This is a genomic window from Sphingobacterium sp. UBA2480 (assembly GCF_002341965.1).
Classification (GTDB): Bacteria; Bacteroidota; Bacteroidia; order Sphingobacteriales; family Sphingobacteriaceae; genus Sphingobacterium; species Sphingobacterium multivorum.
Window position 1 is genome coordinate 850004 of the sequence record NZ_DDPA01000007.1, and the last position, 17028, is coordinate 867031.

Here is a 17028-nt window from a genome sequence, read left to right on the forward strand (position 1 = left end):
AAACCATATTGTTGTTTCAATATGGCTCATTATTCTCTATTTTTTGAACTTTATTTTTTACGGAGTATGTAATCTAAAATAGCTTTACCCTTATCATCGGCAGAGATGGCAGAATTGGACAAGATGATAACGCCACTTTTTTTATCGGGCGATAAGGCTAGATAGGAGCTGCTTCCGGCAGTTCCGCCATTGTGCCAATAGACCGTTAGGTCGTCAATCAGGTTCATATGCCATGCGAGTCCCAAGTCGGTGTCTGGAGGCAGAAAAAAAGTAAACAATCTGGTGTTTGCCATGGCGTTTTCCAATGGGGTCTGCGGCATCTTGAATTGCGCATTCGCAAATTTAAGCAGATCCTCAAGAGTCGATTTTAATCCGCCAGCGGGACCAAAAGCGTCAAACGACCAGGGAATTACTTCTTGACCATCTTTGTTGTATACTTTAAAGGTATCTTTTCTTTTAGGATCCAATACCTGAAAGGTATTACTCATTTCGAGTGGCTTGCAGATGATGTCTTTTACAAGCTGATCATAGCTTTTTTTATAGATACTGCATATAATGTCTCCTAATACGGCGTAACCAAGGTTGCTGTACTCATACTCTTCACCTGGTTTCTTGTTATTTTTAAAGCTTGCGAGGAAACTATAAAGTGCTTTTTTATCGTATGTTTTGTAAGGATCGTTTTCGTTAAATCCTTTGACTTTGTCGAGATTGTCAGGAAGTCTTGGTAAGCCAGAGGTATGATTGGCCAACATTTGAAACGTTATTTTTGAAAGTTCTTCATTTTTCTTGAGTGTATCAGGAAGAAATAGCGCAATAGGCTGATCTAAGGTTATCGTTCCTTCTTCGACAAGATTTGACAAAAGTATAGCGGTAAAAACTTTACTTAACGAACCAATTTCATAGGTAGACGTTTTTGTAGGCGCGGTTTGGTTGCCTTTGGCAGTCTCACCATAGAAATAGCTTTTTGTTTGTCCATTCTTTAGAATGCCAATTGCAAGTGATTGCGTATTTTGTTGTTTCAAATAAGCATTTGCAACAGAATCGACAAAAAGGTCGTCATTATCGACTGATTTCTGTGTGGCAGGTACCACAATAGTTTTTTCCACTTGAGGCTTGATTGCCAGAGGAGTGAATTTTAATGTATTGAATTTTAAGGTTGTGTCCGTTGCAAAAAGAACCTCATACGATTGGCTGTCGAAGTCCATCTGATAGGTTGCAAGCCCTTTTTCAAACTCTTTTATGGTTGAGCTTTTTACCCTCCCTAAGGGATAGAGTTCCTGTAGTACTTGCGTGAATTTGGCTAAGCTAAATTGTTGTTTGAAGGTGTCACTGGCCAAATTATAGGCGGAGTCTGTCATCTGGGAATTGATAAAAAATTCCAGCTTATTGTAAACTCCTTTATTGATCTGTTCTGCAGGATTCGTTTGGGCAAAGGAGTAAGATGTGATGCCCAGCAATACTATTGTAATAAAATGTTTCATAACGATTGATGGGCACAAATCTACGGAATGTTTAAATTCCAATCAATTGTTTTAATCGGGCATAGCCTGATTTACTGATATTGAGCTTTTCGCCTGATGTCAGTGCAGCAATATACGAATCCTTTTCATAAGGTTCCAATTTGGCCAACTGATCCACTTTAATGATAAAAGATCGGTGTATACGGACAAATTGATTCGGATCCAAAGATTTTTCAAAAAATGCCATTGTTTTATTTTTCAGGTACATGCCATCTTTGGTATGAATTTTAACATAGTCGTCATAAGACTCCAGGTATTTGACGGTATCAATCGGAATAATCTTGATCTGGGTGCCTGTTTTGACAACAATACGGTCGATTTTTGTTTCGTCCTGCGCTGTAAGCACTTCGTAGTTGGGTTGAACTTTTTTCTCAGGTGCGGAGTAGCTTGCTCTGAATTTTTCTAAAGCTTTTTTGAAACGTGTTGGTGATACTGGTTTTAATAGGTAATCCAAGGCGTTCTTTTCGAAAGCTTTCAAGGCGTATTCGTCAAAAGCGGTCGTAAAGATGACCGCCGGAGGGTCGTCAACGAGTTCAAGCATTTCAAATCCGGTCAATTTGGGCATTTGTACGTCCAGAAAAATTAAATCCGGTTCGTGCGTATGGATAGCCTTAACAGCTTCAAAGCCATCACCACATTCCGCCACAATGGATATATCGGCTTCATTTTTTAGGTAACCCGCAATAATGGAGCGTGCAAGGGGTTCATCATCGATAATTACGACTTTAATCATATTGAGGTATTTTTAGGGTGCTAATAAATATGTTGTCCTGAATTTGAGTTTCCAGTAGATCATTTCTTCCATAAAGGAGATATAATCTGCGTTGAATACTCGATAGTCCAAATCCAGTGCCTTTTTTTGGTTTTGACTGTTCTTCGGTATCGAATGGGTTGGTAATCTGGATCAGCAGTTGGCCATCATTCGAATGGCATTTTATTTTAATTTCTACTTGATCCGTTACATTATATAACCCGTGTTTAATCGCATTTTCCACCAGTGGCTGAATAATCATGGCAGGCAATCTATTGTTAAAAATTTCTTCTGAAGAAGAGATGGATGTATTGAGTCGATGACCGAAGCGTACTTTTTCAATATCGAGATAAAGTTGAAGGTGATCGAGTTCTTCTTCAAGTGTGATAATTTGATTATTTTCTTTTCTTAGTGTTCCTCTTAAAAAGTCCGATAGCTGGAACGTCATGTTTCGGGCTTCATCCGGATTGGCGCCAATAAGTGCTATAATGGAGTTGAGGCTATTGAAGAGGAAATGAGGCTGTAACTGTTGTCTTAGATTATACAGTTCGGCTTCCCGAAGTAAATTTTCGGATTCCTGCTTCCGTTTGATATTGTTGATATTGTCTTCCTGAATATTCCAGACAATGTTGATAATGGCAACAGAAGTCAAAATGAGGAAGTTAACGATGCCCCGATAAGGTAATGTTAAGTCCAGCAATGGGGTAAAGGTCGATTGGATAAAGTAACTCATCAAGAATCGGCTTAATGCGATGCTTATTGCGCCCATGATTAAACCGATGATGAGTACTTTCCAAATCTCCCGGGGTTGTGGGGTGTAGAAATTGAGTGCTGATGACATGCCATAGCAGCAAAACATCATCACCATACTGTTTATAAATGAATCCTTGAATGCAAGTTGCTGATCAAATCCAGAACGAAGCATCAATAGGTATTGTAATGCAAGATATCCGATAAATACGGATACACAGATAATGCCAATTAGTCGACTTTTAACACTGAGGAACAGCTTGCTTTTCATCTATTAAGCATTTTTTATGGTTAAATTACCTAAAATACAGGTGCCTGTTATATAGATTTTTTTATCTGTATCGGGGTTATAAATCGTTTGGAACCGACGGTCATCGACAGAGCCTAAGACCGAGGCGACGTTACTAAATACTGTCCAATGTGGGGGGATAATTATACGTGCGCTGCCAAACAATTGGAACGTATCGATCACAATTGGCTGCTGAATATCTGCTTTTGTTAAATCTAGCTCTACGCTTCCAAATACATTGGTCAAATTGCCCCCTCTAAAGTTTTTGGAATAAATGACTTTCTTTTGGCCCGCAAAGATGCTGTTCAGATTGAGGTTGTCCTCAAATGACTGGTGAAAGGAACCTTTCTCTTTGTCGCCAAAAGCCTGCTGATTAGGCGAGGCTTGTTGGCTTGAACCGTATTGTTCATTAAATGGTCTTGATTCCTGATCCGTAATGTTGCTCTCAGTTGCGCCCTCTACAGGTACACTGACTCGCTTATCCCAGTCGTAAGAGCCTTGTGGCGGATTAGGGTAAGTTGGGGGAACCATCGGCGGTTTCCTTTTGCTCATGATAAAGTAGATCCCGAGCGAAATGATGATGATAGGGACCGTTACAGAACCAAAGTCTGTACGCATCATTCTTGAAATAAGGCTCGCTCCGCCTATGATCAATAGGATAATTGCCGATTTTTTCTGGAATTGGGAATTTATGCCAATGACCAATCCAATAATGATTAATATCGTTTGCCAGCCAAATAACCAATCCGGAAACCAGCTTCCTAAATTGAGGTTATTCAATAATAAGAATATACCTACGATGATCACAATCGCTCCTACAATATTGCGGCTATTATTGCTGTTTGGTATGATGGGTTCTTTTTCCATAATGTTTTTACTATTTATGACTCAAAGATAGAGGCACAAATATATTCTACATATTTGCTTTAGGTAATACAACTTATATTTTCGGTAAATGTAATGATTTCGTCGGTAAAAAATCTTGTTGTTTAATTTTTATCTAGCCTATGTTAGGAAGGGGAACTGCCATTTTTATGCGTAATTGTCTTTTTTTTTAATATTATTTGGTGTATTAAAATGAATTATTATATATTTATCAAAGATTAAGATTACTTTAAACTTAAATAACAACCAATGGGAGATTTTGAAAACAAAGAACGTGAAGAAGTTTTTTCAAAAAAGGTGAGAGCAGGTAAGCGTACTTATTTTTTTGATGTAAAAGCAACTCGATCGAACGATTACTACATTACTATCACAGAAAGCAAGAAACGCTTTGAGGATGGCCAGTTTATTAAGCATAAGATTTTCTTATATAAAGAAGATTTTGAAAAGTTCGCTGAGGGTTTGACAGATGTAGTTAATTACATCAAGTCTAATCAGGAAGTAATCGAGAAACGTTATGAGCCTAACTTTGATGATGCATACGCTGAAGAAGCGGGTGTTCGGTCAAAAGATGATTTTTCGTTCTAGTATTGTAGAGCGAAATCTGAATGAAAGAAAGAAATAAAAGCCACTGACGTGGCTTTTTTTGTTGTTGTCTATATCCGATGTTGCACTTGGCGACCAAAGTGATGGTTACAATGGTATATTTCGCAGGAAATCATTTAGCACGGCATTGAATTTTTCGGGTTCCTCGAGATTCGGCAAGTGCCCGGATTCTTCAAACTCCATATAGCGGACGTCGGGTATATTTTCGATAAGGATATTTGTTTGTTCTTCGCTCATCATCTTGTCGTGTTTCCCTTTTATAATCAGTGTTGGGATAATAATGGTCTTCAACGAATGGGTTGTATCTGTTCGTGAAGCAAGAGCAAGTTGTGTCGCACAAATGCTGGCTACTTCATTTCTGCGAATACAGCTTTTGATGAGTTCAACAGCCTCGGGGTTTTCACGGATTGTTTTATCGTGAAATACATTCGCGATAAAGCCAATGGCAAACGGTCTTCTGCCATATTTTAATAGCGCCTGAATGGAATCAAAACGCTTTTGTTTGCTTTTGTTGTCGTCGGAAAGGGAATTCGTGTCACAGAGTATAAGTCCTTTGAGTTGTTGGCCGATCAGTTCATAGGTCCTGAGTGCAATGTAGCCGCCCATAGAAATTCCACAAAGGACGACATGATTGAGGTCGAGTTTACGAATAAATTCCACTAGATCTTTGGCAAAAACATCGACGGAGAAAAAACCATGTCCATTGGTGCTTAGTCCATGTCCGCGAACATCAATGGCGATGCCTGTATAATCTTCGTCGAGTTGCAGGAGCTGCTGTTTCCACGTGTTTTTGTTGAAGGGAAAACCATGGATGAAAATGACTGTTTTTGGAGCGGGGTATAATTTGCTGGGGCGAATATAATAGGAGATACTGATATCTCCGATGCGAATTTTACTGAGTTTTAATTCTCTTTTGCTCATGAATGCTAACATTTGTCCGTGTCTGAAAAAAAAAGTTGATATTTTAAATATAATATTATCAACGAGATAAAAGAAATGTTGTTGTATAAAGTTTAAAAAAGAGAAAAAATGTTTGTTAAATCGATAAATATAACGATATTTGCATCACCAAAACGGAAAAGGATAACAGATTTGTTTTGGTTGCCTAGCGCTCCTAGCTCAATTGGATAGAGCATCTGACTACGAATCAGAAGGTTAGGGGTTCGACTCCCTTGGTGCGCACGAATACAGGTTCTGTATCTTAAAAAGGCATTCCTAGCTCAATTGGATAGAGCATCTGACTACGAATCAGAAGGTTAGGGGTTCGACTCCCTTGGAGTGCACAAAGAAAAGCCAGTCAATTTGATTGGCTTTTTTGTTTTTAGTAACGTTGTTGCAAAGCTGTCGATGGTAAAGGGAACTTCTTTTTGAAAAAAAATTTGTAAAAAAACGAATTCTGACTATATTTGCGTCACCAAAACACATGGGACAGAGTTCTAAACGTAATGGTTTATTGCGCTCCTAGCTCAATTGGATAGAGCATCTGACTACGGATCAGAAGGTTAGGGGTTCGACTCCCTTGGAGCGCACAACTGAAAAGCCTAGTCATCATCTGTGATTAGGCTTTTATTTTTTAACTCGTTTTAATTTCTTAAATAAAACTATGCTAAACCTTGTAATATTTGGCCCTCCGGGTGCAGGTAAGGGAACCCAATCTGCAAAGCTTATTGAAAAATATCAATTGGTTCATGTTTCAACTGGTGATATTTTTAGAGCACACATTAAAGGTCAAACGCCACTTGGTCAACAAGTGAGCCAGATTATTGCTGAGGGAAATTTAGTGCCAGATTCGATTACGATAGCAATGCTGGAAGAGGAAGTAAAGAAAAATCCGGATGCAAAAGGATTTATTTTTGATGGATTTCCTCGTACTGTTGCTCAAGCTGAAGCATTGGATGCTTTTTTAGAAGGTATCAATACATCAATCTCGGTCGTAATCGCACTGGATGTGAATGAGGATGAATTAAAAGCACGCATCGCTAAACGTAAGGAAATTTCTGGTCGTGCGGATGATGATGCGGATAAATTGGTGAAGCGTATCGATGAATATTTCACAAAGACGATTCATGTGTTGCCGTATTACGAGGCACAAGGCAAGCTTTCTAAAGTGAATGGTATCGGCGATATCGATTCTATCTTTAAAAGTTTGACTGATATCATCGATAATTATTAATTAAGATAAGTATTTTCTAGACTGTAATAAATTGTAATGGCGCAAGGTTCGAATTTTGTTGATTATGTGAAAGTGTGTTGTCGTTCTGGACATGGTGGGGCAGGTTCGGCTCATTTGCACCGTGACAAGCACACCGCTACTGGTGGACCCGATGGTGGTGACGGCGGTCGTGGCGGACATATTATACTGAAAGGAACGACTAATCTCTGGACGTTACTCCATTTAAAATATCGTAAACATATTATCGCGTCAAACGGTGAGTCTGGCGGTAGTTCTTTGCGTACCGGGGCAACCGGACGTGATGAGATCTTGGAAGTGCCACTGGGTACGATTGCAAAGGATGCGGAGACGGGAGAGGTATTGTTCGATATCACAGAAGACGGTGAAACCAGAATATTGGTTCCGGGTGGAAAAGGCGGGCTGGGCAATTGGCATTTTAAGTCGCCGACACAACAGACACCACGGTTTTCGCAACCTGGTCTTCCGGGGAAAGAGCAGTGGATGATTCTCGAATTGAAGGTTCTTGCTGATGTTGGATTGGTTGGATTCCCGAATGCAGGTAAATCAACGTTGTTGTCCGTGGTCTCTGCTGCGAAACCAGAAATCGCGAATTACCCCTTTACAACACTGGTGCCTAATTTGGGTATGGTAAGCTACCGGGATAACCGTTCTTTTGTTATGGCCGATATTCCGGGTATTATCGAAGGGGCTTCGGAAGGAAAGGGATTAGGGTATCGTTTCTTGCGGCATATCGAACGAAATTCTGTTTTGTTGTTTATGGTGCCGGCCGATACAGATCGGACAATCCGGGAGGAGTACGCCATTCTATTGAATGAACTGACTGCATATAATCCCGAGTTGGCAGATAAACCTAAATTGCTGGCTATTACCAAGTCTGATATGCTCGATGAGGAGCTGGAGAAGGAAATGGAGCTGGAGCTGCCGGAAAATGTACCCTATATTTTCATTTCGTCGGTGACCGGTAAAAATATATTGCCATTGAAAGATATGATCTGGAAAGCAATTAACTCTTAAGTTTAAATACATAAACAGAAAAGGCGCCCNNGGGCGCCTTTTCTGTTTATGTTAATTACGAATTTCTATCCTTAAACTTTCATTGCCCCCAGTTTTAGTGGTAACGGCAACTGGCTGATTTAAGAAACGCATTACAAATGACTCATTCAGCCATCAACTTATCCCTAATCCCAATTTTCAATCAGTTTTTAGTCAGTATTTATTCACTGTTTATTCAGTCTTCACTGAGCAAGCACTGAACAAGCACTGAACGAACACTGAACAAGCACTGTTAAAAAGACGAATTTGATTCCTCCGTATTTCTAATTTTCTGCAACTAAAAATTAAAAGAAAAAAGCTGCGATTACGAAGCAAAAAGATCGCTGTTCTGTAGTAATAGGTCATTTTAACGGGAAGATGAACTAGCGCACAGCATTGTGCTCCAAAAAATGTATGTTTTTTAAGTTTTTTTATTAATTTCAACCTATTATTTAATCCCTGATGGACGACTGTTTTTCAGTTCCATCGCCAAACTAAATCTAAATGAAAACAGAAGACGAAAAGTATTGTGTAGAGTGCGGTAAGTTAATCAATATCAAGGCGGAGGTGTGCCCATTTTGTGGTGTGAGACAGCCTATTTTTTATGCTAACCAACCTTTTCAACAGCAAAACAACACCTTTCAGGATGACAGGTGGTTACCAGCACTGTTATTTTGTTTTTTTCTCGGCCCTTTTGGAGCGCATCGATTCTACTTGGGGCAAATTGGTACTGCTGTTATTCAGCTGCTTACCTTGGGGGGATGTGGTATCTGGTATCTAATCGATTTGATTATGATTATTGTCGGAAAATATAAAGATGCCAACGGTAATTATATCAAGAGTCCAATTAACAATAATTAATGATTTCGCTCGTCCTGAAATACCTTAAATGTCATTGGATATATTCGTTGGTGCTAGGGTATTTCGGGATTGCCATTGGCTTGTATCTTTTTACAGATATCCATATCCTTATTCCCTGTCTTTGGAAGAGTATCAGTGGTTCTGATTGTCCCGGTTGTGGGTTAACAAGAGCCTTTATCGCCTTGCTGCGGATGGAATGGCAAGAAGCTTGGTTAGAAAACCCGCTGATTTATATGCTTGTCCCATTATTGACTGTGCTGATTTTGAGGGACTTTATTCGGTTTCGGGAAGTCCAATCAATGGAAGGATAAAAAAATAAAAAATGTTTTCACTTTATAAGTGATATGTCGTAACTTTGTCTCCCGTGAAAATTAAAGTAGAGTCTTTACTGGTAGGTGCCTTAGGAAACGGTTTGTCAATCGTAATGATGCATTGTTAATTGATATTTAGCCCATTTGAGGGCTTTTTTTATATCCAGTCAAGAAGGCTTTAAAATTCATAAAAGTAAGGATACACATTTTTATAATATTACATCGATAATGACCAACTACAGCAAATTGCCTGCAATTTTAGTTTTAGAAGATGGTACAGTTTATCACGGTAAAGCCGCTGGTAAAATTGGTACGACTACTGGGGAGATCTGTTTTAATACAGGAACAACTGGTTATCAAGAGATTTTTACAGATCCATCTTATTTTGGACAAATCATGGTAACGACCAATGCGCATATTGGTAACTATGGTATTGATGCGGATGATACCGAATCAAATCAAATTCAGATTGCTGGATTAGTTTGTAAAAACTATAACATCAACTACAGCCGCAAAATGGCTGATGAATCGATCCAAAGCTACTTTGAGGAAGGAAATTTAGTTGGTATTTCTGATGTGGATACCCGTTCATTAGTGCGCCATATTCGTGATAAGGGGGCGATGAATGCGATTATTTCTTCAGAAACATTGGATGTTGAAGAATTAAAACGTCAATTGGCGGAGGTTCCTTCAATGGATGGTCTTGAATTGTCTTCGAAAGTAACGACAGCTGAGCCTTATTTCTTCGGTAATGAAAATGCTTCGTTGCGTGTTGCAGTTTTGGATTTGGGAATCAAGAAAAATATCTTGCGCAATTTTGAGGCTCGTGATGTATATACAAAGGTTTTTCCTGCGAAGACAACATTTGAAGAAATGGAGCAGTGGAATCCGGATGGTTATTTCATTTCCAATGGTCCTGGCGATCCAGCACCGATGGATTATGCTATCGAGACTGTAAAAGCTATTTTAAACGCAAATAAACCGATGTTTGGTATTTGCTTAGGTCACCAGATTTTAGCATTGGCAAATGGCATCCGCACAAGCAAGTTGCATAATGGACACCGTGGTATCAACCACCCCGTGAAGAACATTATCGCCAACCGTTGTGAAATTACGTCGCAGAACCACGGTTTTGGAGTTGTGGCTGAAGATATCCAAAATTCTGAGAACGTCGAAATTACACACGTCAATTTGAACGATCAGTCTATTGAAGGTATCCGTATCAAAGGACAGAAAGCATTTTCGGTGCAATATCATCCAGAATCATCACCGGGTCCACATGACTCGCGCTACTTGTTTGATGATTTTGTAGCAATGATCAAAAACTAAATTGCACAATATTCTATAAAAAACCCTTCAGATTTTGAAGGGTTTTTTATTGTTTTTAGTTGAACAGTTATGCCGATGGAGCATATTTTATTTCATAATAAATAGGGGAATAAATACATTTTTTATTATATTTGATTGTGAAAAATGTCTGTAGATAAGAGTGTGTCTTATCTACACTAAGTAATGAAAATAAATTATAGTCTAATAAAGAGATGAGTTTAATTATCGATGTTCATGCGCGTCAAATTTTGGATTCGCGCGGTAACCCTACAATTGAGGTAGATGTTACTACACAAAATGGTTTTGTTGGTCGTGCAGCTGTTCCTTCAGGTGCTTCAACTGGTATTCACGAAGCAGTAGAATTACGTGATGGTGACAAGTCAAAATATCTAGGAAAAGGTGTTTTGAAAGCTGTTGAGAATGTAAACACTAAAATTGCAAAAGCGCTAGAAGGTGTAGATGTTTTCGAGCAAAATGCCATCGATAAAATCATGATTGATTTAGACGGTAGCGAAAATAAAGGAAACTTAGGCGCAAATGCTATTTTAGGAGTTTCTTTAGCTGTAGCGAAAGCTGCTGCACAAGAGTCACGTCAACCATTATACCGTTATATCGGTGGTGTAAATGCGAACACGTTACCTATTCCTATGATGAATATCATCAATGGTGGTTCACACTCTGATGCACCTATCGCATTTCAGGAATTTATGATCATGCCTGTGGGTGCGCCTTCATTCTCTGAGGCTTTGCGTTGGGGTACTGAGGTTTTCCATACGTTGAAAAAAATCTTACATGACAGAGGTCTTTCAACTGCAGTAGGTGATGAAGGTGGTTTCGCGCCAACTTTTGAAGGTACTGAGGATGCTATCGAAACAGTTTTGAAAGCGATTGAAATTGCCGGTTACAAACCTGGTCAAGATGTTTGTTTAGCGTTGGATTGTGCTTCTTCTGAGTTCTACAAAGATGGTAAATACGATTATACTAAATTTGAAGGTGATAAAGGAGCTGTGCGTTCTAGCGAAGAGCAAGCAAGCTATTTGGCTGAATTAACAGCTAAATACCCTATTATTTCTATAGAAGATGGTATGGCTGAAGATGATTGGGCTGGTTGGAAAACATTGACTGACAAAATCGGTGACCATGTTCAATTAGTAGGTGATGATCTTTTTGTTACCAATACAAAACGTCTTCAACAAGGAATCGATACTCATACAGCAAACTCAATTTTAGTGAAAGTAAACCAAATTGGTTCATTGACTGAAACAATCAATGCGGTTACTTTAGCTCAAAATTCTGGTTACACTTCTGTGATGTCACACCGTTCGGGCGAGACTGAAGATGCGACTATCGCTGACTTAGCTGTAGCACTGAACTGCGGTCAGATTAAAACTGGTTCTGCTTCACGTTCTGATCGTATGGCTAAATACAACCAATTGTTACGTATTGAGGAGGAATTGGGTGGTAATGCACGTTTCATCGGTAAAAACTTTAAATACGCTAAAAAATAAGCGAAAGCTTATTTTTTATATAAAAAGCCGAAGTATTTTCTACTTCGGCTTTTTTTGTGGGCAAAATATGCTGAATGATTTTTTCTATAGTTGGCTTTAGCACCGGAACTGATATCCTGTCTTAGAATAATGTATTTCCTGTGTTTTTGTTGGGATAGGTTAGATCCAAGTCGAATGTTGTATTCAGTTTTTTGATAAAATGTGTTGCCAGTAATGGCGATTCTATCTCAATATTCTGGTGGATAAAGAAATACAGTTTTTGCAACCCGTTTTCGCGCCATAGTTTCAGCACATCGATCCATTGATCTAGGCGATCGTAATCTGACGCGTGGTTGGCACCTACATACCGTATAAAAGCAGTCGGTGTGGTTAAGCGCATATGGAGCATGTCTCTACGGCCTGCGGTATCGACCAGTACGTTGGTCACGTTGGTTTCCTCCAGCAGCGCATAGAGTTCTTTTGTTACTTCGGGTTTGGAAAACCAATCTTTATTTCGTACCTCTAAGGCTAGAGGGACTTCTTTTGGCCAGTCATGAAGAAATAGTTTTAGACGGGCCATATCCTTTGGACTATAATTGTCGTGCATCTGTAAAAAGGCCATTCCCAGTTTCTCATCGAAATGAACAATGGAATCTGTAAACAACTTCACTTTATCACCCGTATTTAATAATCTGCTAAAATGGCTGATGGATTGTGGGATTTTTGGGAAGAACTTGAAGTTGGAAGGTGTTTTCTTTTTCCAGGTTTCTACCTGGTCTATGCCGGGCGAATTGTAGAATGTGGCATTGAGTTCAATGCTGTTAAATTGCGTGGAGTAATAAGCAAGTTCGTCTTTTGTACCTCTGGGGTAAAAGCCTTTTAAATCTTGTTTATTCCATTTTGCACAGCCTACAAATACCTCAAAAGATTGATCGTTTTTGAAATGCTGTAATAGGGTTAAGGTTTCCGGTGGAGTAGGAGGAAGGGTAAAATCGATTTCCTCCGGATGTTCAACTTGGCCGAATTTCATATTAGTTTTTTCTTAATTTATAATCAAATAATAGATGAGCCAACAGTGCCAATACCGTATAACATGTGCCTACGACAATAACACCGGGCCATTGGAAGTGTTGCCATGCTTGTGCAGCAAAAAAAGTGCCTGTTGATCCGCCAATAAAATAACTGACCATGTATACGGTGTTTAGTCGGTTGTTGGCCCCGAGGTTCAGCGCATAGAAATCGCTTTGATTTAGGATGTGCATCGACTGTAGACCAAGATCAATGAGAATAACACCAAGAATGAGACCCCAATAGGTATAGCCAAAGAGGGTAAATAATAACCAGCTGAATAACATCAATAAGATCGCATATAAGATGATTTTTGCTTTGCCTATATAAATGGTTAGTTTATTGACAAAAGCAGCGGCAAGCGCACCACAGGCACCTACGAGACCAAAGGCTCCTGCAGTTGCGGGGCCATCAAAAAAAGGTGGGGCCGAAAGATGGAAAACAAGCGTTGTAAAAAATGCGGAAAAAGCCCCAAATCCCATAGCTCCACGAAATGCAGCCAATTGTAATACAGGTTGTTTTCTGGCAAAGTTCCAGACTGATCGCATCAATTCCTGGTAAGAACCTTTAAAATTTGGCAGCACCTCTGGTAGCTTGATCGCTATGGCGATGGCTGTAATGACCATAATTGCTGAGGCTATCCAGTACATTTCGCGCCATCCGAAGTAGGAGCCGACAAACCCGCTTACAACCCTAGATAGTAATATACCAATCAGCAGGCCCGACATGACCATTCCGATCGCTGAAGCCTGCTTTTCTTTGCTCGCAAGCTCGGCGGCCATGGGCACAAAAATCTGCGGAATAACGGAGGTGAAACCTATCAGAAAGCTGAATAGCAAGATCGATAGGATAGAAGTGGACATGGCCATACCGACTAAAGAAAAAATAATGAAAAAGAAATCGATCAAGATCATTTTTTTTCGCTTAAACATATCCCCTAAGGGGACGATCAGTAACAGGCCAAAGGCATATCCGATCTGCGTTAACATGGCCGAATTACTGACCATGGCCTCGTCAATATGTAGGTCTTTGGCAATCAGGTCCAATAGTGGTTGATTGTAATAATTATTGGCGACAACCAAGCCTGTGGCGATGGTCATCAGCCACAAGGTTGCTTTGGATATTTCGTTTTCGGAATCTATTGTTTGCGACATGAGCGACTAATGTAATTCATCCCAGAGATCCTGAAATTTCTGTTTCAATGCTGCAACTTCCTGTTCCAATTGTCCAATTCGTTCGAGTAAGGTCTGGTCGTTCGAGGAGCTGCCTGCAGGAACGCTATTTTCATACGCTTCCAGGTTGATATCTCCTAATAAATGAATATAGCGGACTTCTTTATGCCCTATTTGTTTAGGCAGGGACTTCAAGTAGCCTTCTTGTGCCAATTTTTCCAATTGTTCATTGATTTCACCCAATGATTCAAATTCATAAAGTCTTCCAGAGTTTGAATTAATTTCCCCGGCGGTCATTGGTCCTCTGAGTAGTAATAAGCAAACAATGGTTAATTCGGAAGGAACCAGTGGAAATTGTATGGCAAAATTGTGTTTATACTTTGTTACGCGAGATCCTCCGCCAACAACTGTCGAGATTAAGCCCTTTTTCTTTAATATATCCAATGTAGCGATAATATCTTCTTCTGTATATTGTACAACCGGTTTGCGGGAAGTCTTTTGATTACAAGCAGCTTGTAAGCTGTTGATTGTCATTGGATAATATTCTGGGGTTACTTTTGATTTTTCGATTAGTGAGCCTAGTACACGTTGTTCCATGGCAGACAATTGGGGCAAATGAGTTGTTTCCATTTATCTTGAAGAATATAAATTTATGATTGAATACAAGTATGCTGTTATGCAACGTAACATTGGCTTGCAGTTTGTTCCTTCTCAAAGATGCCCTTTTTCTCCTACAACTCCAAAAGATCTTTTTCTTATCTTCGCATGAGTAATAGAAGATTTTAAGGTGCTTAAGATAGCTTTTCGTCAAGAATTTGTCCATCCCGTCAAAGAGGGGCATCGATTTCCGATGCTGAAATACGAGTTGATTCCTTTACAGTTAAAACATGAAGGGCTGGCAGATGAGTCAAGTTTTTTCAGTCCTGAACTAGCAAGCTTTGAGACATGCTGTTTGGTCCATGATCCAGTGTATGTAAAGCAGTTGTTTGAGCTTACTTTGGATTCGAAAATGATCCGTAGAATAGGTTTTCCATTAAGTCAAAGCCTTGTTGATCGGGAGCGATATATCTTAGATGGGACGATCCGAAGCGCCGCATATGCACTTGAGTATGGTGTTGCTTTTACCATTGCAGGGGGGACACATCATGCCGGTTATGATTTTGGTGAAGGCTTTTGCCTGATGAACGATCAAGCGACTGCCGCCGGGTACCTGTTGAAGCATAACTATGCAGGTCGTATCCTTATTATTGATCTGGATGTACACCAAGGAAATGGTACTGCGCATATTTTTGAGGGGCATAATCAGGTGTTTACCTTTTCAATGCATGGCGAGAAAAACTATCCCTTTGTCAAACAGCGTTCCCATTTGGATATCGGCTTGGAAGATCAGGTTACTGATGCGGAATATCTCACTTTATTGGAAGAAAATTTGGTTGATGTGTTCCGGAAATTTGAGCCTGATTTCGTTTTCTATCAGGCTGGAGTAGATATTTTACAAACAGATAAGCTGGGGAAATTGAATTTAAGCAGCAGTACCTGCCGTCGAAGAGATGAATTGGTCTTTCATATGTGCCATAAACACCATATCCCTGTTCAGGTAAGTATGGGGGGAGGTTATTCTCCTGAAATTAAAGATATTGTCAATGCACATTGCCAGACTTTTAGAATAGCAATAGATTTATATAATTTATAAGATAAGAAATATGTTTTTTCACCAAGATGCAACTTTTGAAGCGTTATCCATTCATCGTGTAGGCAATAAATCGCAAGATGAATTTTATATTTTGTCGGATGCCCCGGTATCTCTTGAAGGAGATGAAGTGTTACCTGGACTATTGATGCAGTATTTTATGAGTCCTTTTGCAAAGGTGAATGAGGTATATCGCTTATATCATGCGAATGGAGAGCTGGAACTGAATGAGATTTTCTATTTTGCAAGACAGTATTTTAAGGAGCAGCTTCCATTTCACGATTTTTCCCAACAAATTTCAAAACACCTTTATGAGGTATCCAGCCATCCAAAAATTAAAGCTGGGGAGGTGTACGTAGTTGCCTTAAAGAATGTACAGATCGAAGGGGAAGAACATGATGCCATTGGTATATTCAAATCGGAGAATAAAGAGACTTATTTGAAAGTATATCCGGAGCAAGGTGCTTTTATGTTGGAATATGAGCAGGAGGCGATCAATATCAATAAACTGGACAAAGGCTGTATTATTATCAATGTAGAAGAAGAAGAAGGTTATAAGGTACTGGTTCTCGATCAGACAAACCGTCAACAGGAGGCAGTATACTGGAAAGATGAGTTTCTACAGCTGCGCGTGCGTAACGATAACTTCAATCAAACAGGGAATTATCTAAAAGTCTATAAGAACTTTGTTCAGGAAAAACTAGATGAGACATTTGAACTGGAGAAAGCGGACAAAATTGATTTGATGAACAAATCCATGAATTACTTTAAGGAAAAAGAAACTTTTGTCCAAGAAGAATTTGAGGAGGAAGTACTGGGCAATCCGCAGGCTATTGCTTTATTTCAGGACTTTAAAGCTGGTTTTGAAGACGAATTTGACTCCCCATTTCAGGCAAGTTTTGAAATAGCAGATAAAGCGGTGAAAAAAATGGAATCTTCTTATAAGTCTGTTTTAAAGCTGGATAAGAATTTTCATATCTATGTTCATGGCAAACGTGAATATCTTGAGAAGGGGTACGATGAGGATAAAGGCATGAATTATTACAAGGTCTATTTTGAGAACGAAAGTTAATCGTTTTATAGCTT

Annotated in this window: 17 protein-coding genes and 3 tRNA genes; 12 read left to right on the top strand and 8 right to left on the bottom strand. The window is 39.4% G+C overall.

The annotated features are described in order from the left end of the window. Positions 1-50: 50 nt before the first annotated feature. Genes B3600_RS16680 through B3600_RS16695 form a run of 4 tightly spaced genes read right to left on the bottom strand, consistent with a single transcriptional unit; the run spans position 51 to position 4177 of the window. The gene (locus B3600_RS16680) at positions 51-1481 is read right to left on the bottom strand and encodes a serine hydrolase domain-containing protein (RefSeq protein ID WP_286753748.1); all 1431 of its coding nucleotides are present in this window, start codon (positions 1479-1481) and stop codon (positions 51-53) included. 31 nt (positions 1482-1512) lie between these two features. Further along, positions 1513-2253, bottom strand: coding sequence for a LytR/AlgR family response regulator transcription factor (locus B3600_RS16685; protein ID WP_070567819.1), 741 nt, complete (start codon positions 2251-2253; stop codon positions 1513-1515). Continuing rightward, positions 2246-3292 (bottom strand): sensor histidine kinase, encoded by a 1047-nt coding sequence (locus tag B3600_RS16690; RefSeq protein ID WP_070567817.1) that lies wholly within the window; start codon positions 3290-3292, stop codon positions 2246-2248. Before B3600_RS16690 ends, B3600_RS16685 begins: the two co-directional genes overlap by 8 nt. 3 nt (positions 3293-3295) lie before the next feature. Next, complete coding sequence (locus B3600_RS16695) at positions 3296-4177, bottom strand: LiaF transmembrane domain-containing protein (RefSeq protein WP_083296035.1); 882 nt, start codon at positions 4175-4177, stop codon at positions 3296-3298. Positions 4178-4444: 267 nt separating this feature from the next. Between B3600_RS16695 and B3600_RS16700 the strand changes: the two genes are divergently transcribed. Next, entirely contained in the window at positions 4445-4780 is a 336-nt protein-coding gene (locus B3600_RS16700) for a DUF3276 family protein (RefSeq protein ID WP_070567815.1), read from the top strand. A 105-nt stretch (positions 4781-4885) separates the two neighbouring features. Here the strand turns inward: B3600_RS16700 and B3600_RS16705 are convergent, their stop codons facing one another. Continuing rightward, positions 4886-5719, bottom strand: a complete 834-nt coding sequence (locus B3600_RS16705) for an alpha/beta fold hydrolase (RefSeq protein WP_070567813.1) — start codon at positions 5717-5719, stop codon at positions 4886-4888. Positions 5720-5906: 187 nt separating this feature from the next. Here B3600_RS16705 and B3600_RS16710 point away from each other — a divergent pair. The 9 genes from B3600_RS16710 (at position 5907) to eno (ending at position 12033) form a co-directional block, all read left to right on the top strand. Further along, a tRNA-Arg gene (locus B3600_RS16710) sits at positions 5907-5980 on the top strand. Between the two features lie 27 nt (positions 5981-6007). Next, positions 6008-6081: transfer RNA gene (locus tag B3600_RS16715), tRNA-Arg, on the top strand. A 172-nt stretch (positions 6082-6253) separates the two neighbouring features. Continuing rightward, positions 6254-6327: transfer RNA gene (locus tag B3600_RS16720), tRNA-Arg, on the top strand. Between the two features lie 74 nt (positions 6328-6401). Continuing rightward, entirely contained in the window at positions 6402-6971 is a 570-nt protein-coding gene (locus B3600_RS16725; RefSeq protein ID WP_046675448.1) for an adenylate kinase, read from the top strand. A 36-nt stretch (positions 6972-7007) separates the two neighbouring features. Then, a complete protein-coding gene (gene obgE / locus B3600_RS16730; RefSeq protein WP_204991046.1) occupies positions 7008-8006 on the top strand; it encodes a GTPase ObgE in 999 nt (332 codons plus the stop codon). Between the two features lie 522 nt (positions 8007-8528). Next, entirely contained in the window at positions 8529-8885 is a 357-nt protein-coding gene (locus B3600_RS16735) for a TM2 domain-containing protein (RefSeq protein ID WP_046675450.1), read from the top strand. Continuing rightward, positions 8885-9196 (top strand): DUF2752 domain-containing protein, encoded by a 312-nt coding sequence (locus B3600_RS16740; protein WP_115050671.1) that lies wholly within the window; start codon positions 8885-8887, stop codon positions 9194-9196. Before B3600_RS16735 ends, B3600_RS16740 begins: the two co-directional genes overlap by 1 nt. Before the next feature lie 228 nt (positions 9197-9424). After that, positions 9425-10525 (top strand): glutamine-hydrolyzing carbamoyl-phosphate synthase small subunit, encoded by a 1101-nt coding sequence (gene carA, locus B3600_RS16745; RefSeq protein ID WP_112376111.1) that lies wholly within the window; start codon positions 9425-9427, stop codon positions 10523-10525. Between the two features lie 212 nt (positions 10526-10737). After that, the gene (gene eno, locus B3600_RS16750; protein ID WP_046675452.1) at positions 10738-12033 is read left to right on the top strand and encodes a phosphopyruvate hydratase; all 1296 of its coding nucleotides are present in this window, start codon (positions 10738-10740) and stop codon (positions 12031-12033) included. A 121-nt stretch (positions 12034-12154) separates the two neighbouring features. Here eno and B3600_RS16755 read toward each other — a convergent pair whose 3' ends face one another. The 3 genes from B3600_RS16755 to B3600_RS16765 are packed head-to-tail and all read right to left on the bottom strand — an operon-like array spanning position 12155 to position 14882. Continuing rightward, entirely contained in the window at positions 12155-13042 is an 888-nt protein-coding gene (locus tag B3600_RS16755) for a DUF72 domain-containing protein (protein WP_070567803.1), read from the bottom strand. 1 nt (position 13043) lies between these two features. After that, positions 13044-14234: an MFS transporter gene (locus tag B3600_RS16760; RefSeq protein WP_286753749.1), complete on the bottom strand. Its 1191-nt coding sequence runs from the start codon at positions 14232-14234 to the stop codon at positions 13044-13046. A gap of 6 nt (positions 14235-14240) precedes the next feature. Continuing rightward, complete coding sequence (locus tag B3600_RS16765; protein ID WP_070567799.1) at positions 14241-14882, bottom strand: YceH family protein; 642 nt, start codon at positions 14880-14882, stop codon at positions 14241-14243. 157 nt (positions 14883-15039) lie between these two features. Here B3600_RS16765 and B3600_RS16770 point away from each other — a divergent pair, with 157 nt between their 5' ends. Then, the gene (locus B3600_RS16770; RefSeq protein WP_286753750.1) at positions 15040-15945 is read left to right on the top strand and encodes a histone deacetylase family protein; all 906 of its coding nucleotides are present in this window, start codon (positions 15040-15042) and stop codon (positions 15943-15945) included. Positions 15946-15955: 10 nt separating this feature from the next. Beyond that, positions 15956-17014, top strand: a complete 1059-nt coding sequence (locus B3600_RS16775) for a nucleoid-associated protein (RefSeq protein ID WP_286753751.1) — start codon at positions 15956-15958, stop codon at positions 17012-17014. Positions 17015-17028: the final 14 nt, after the last annotated feature.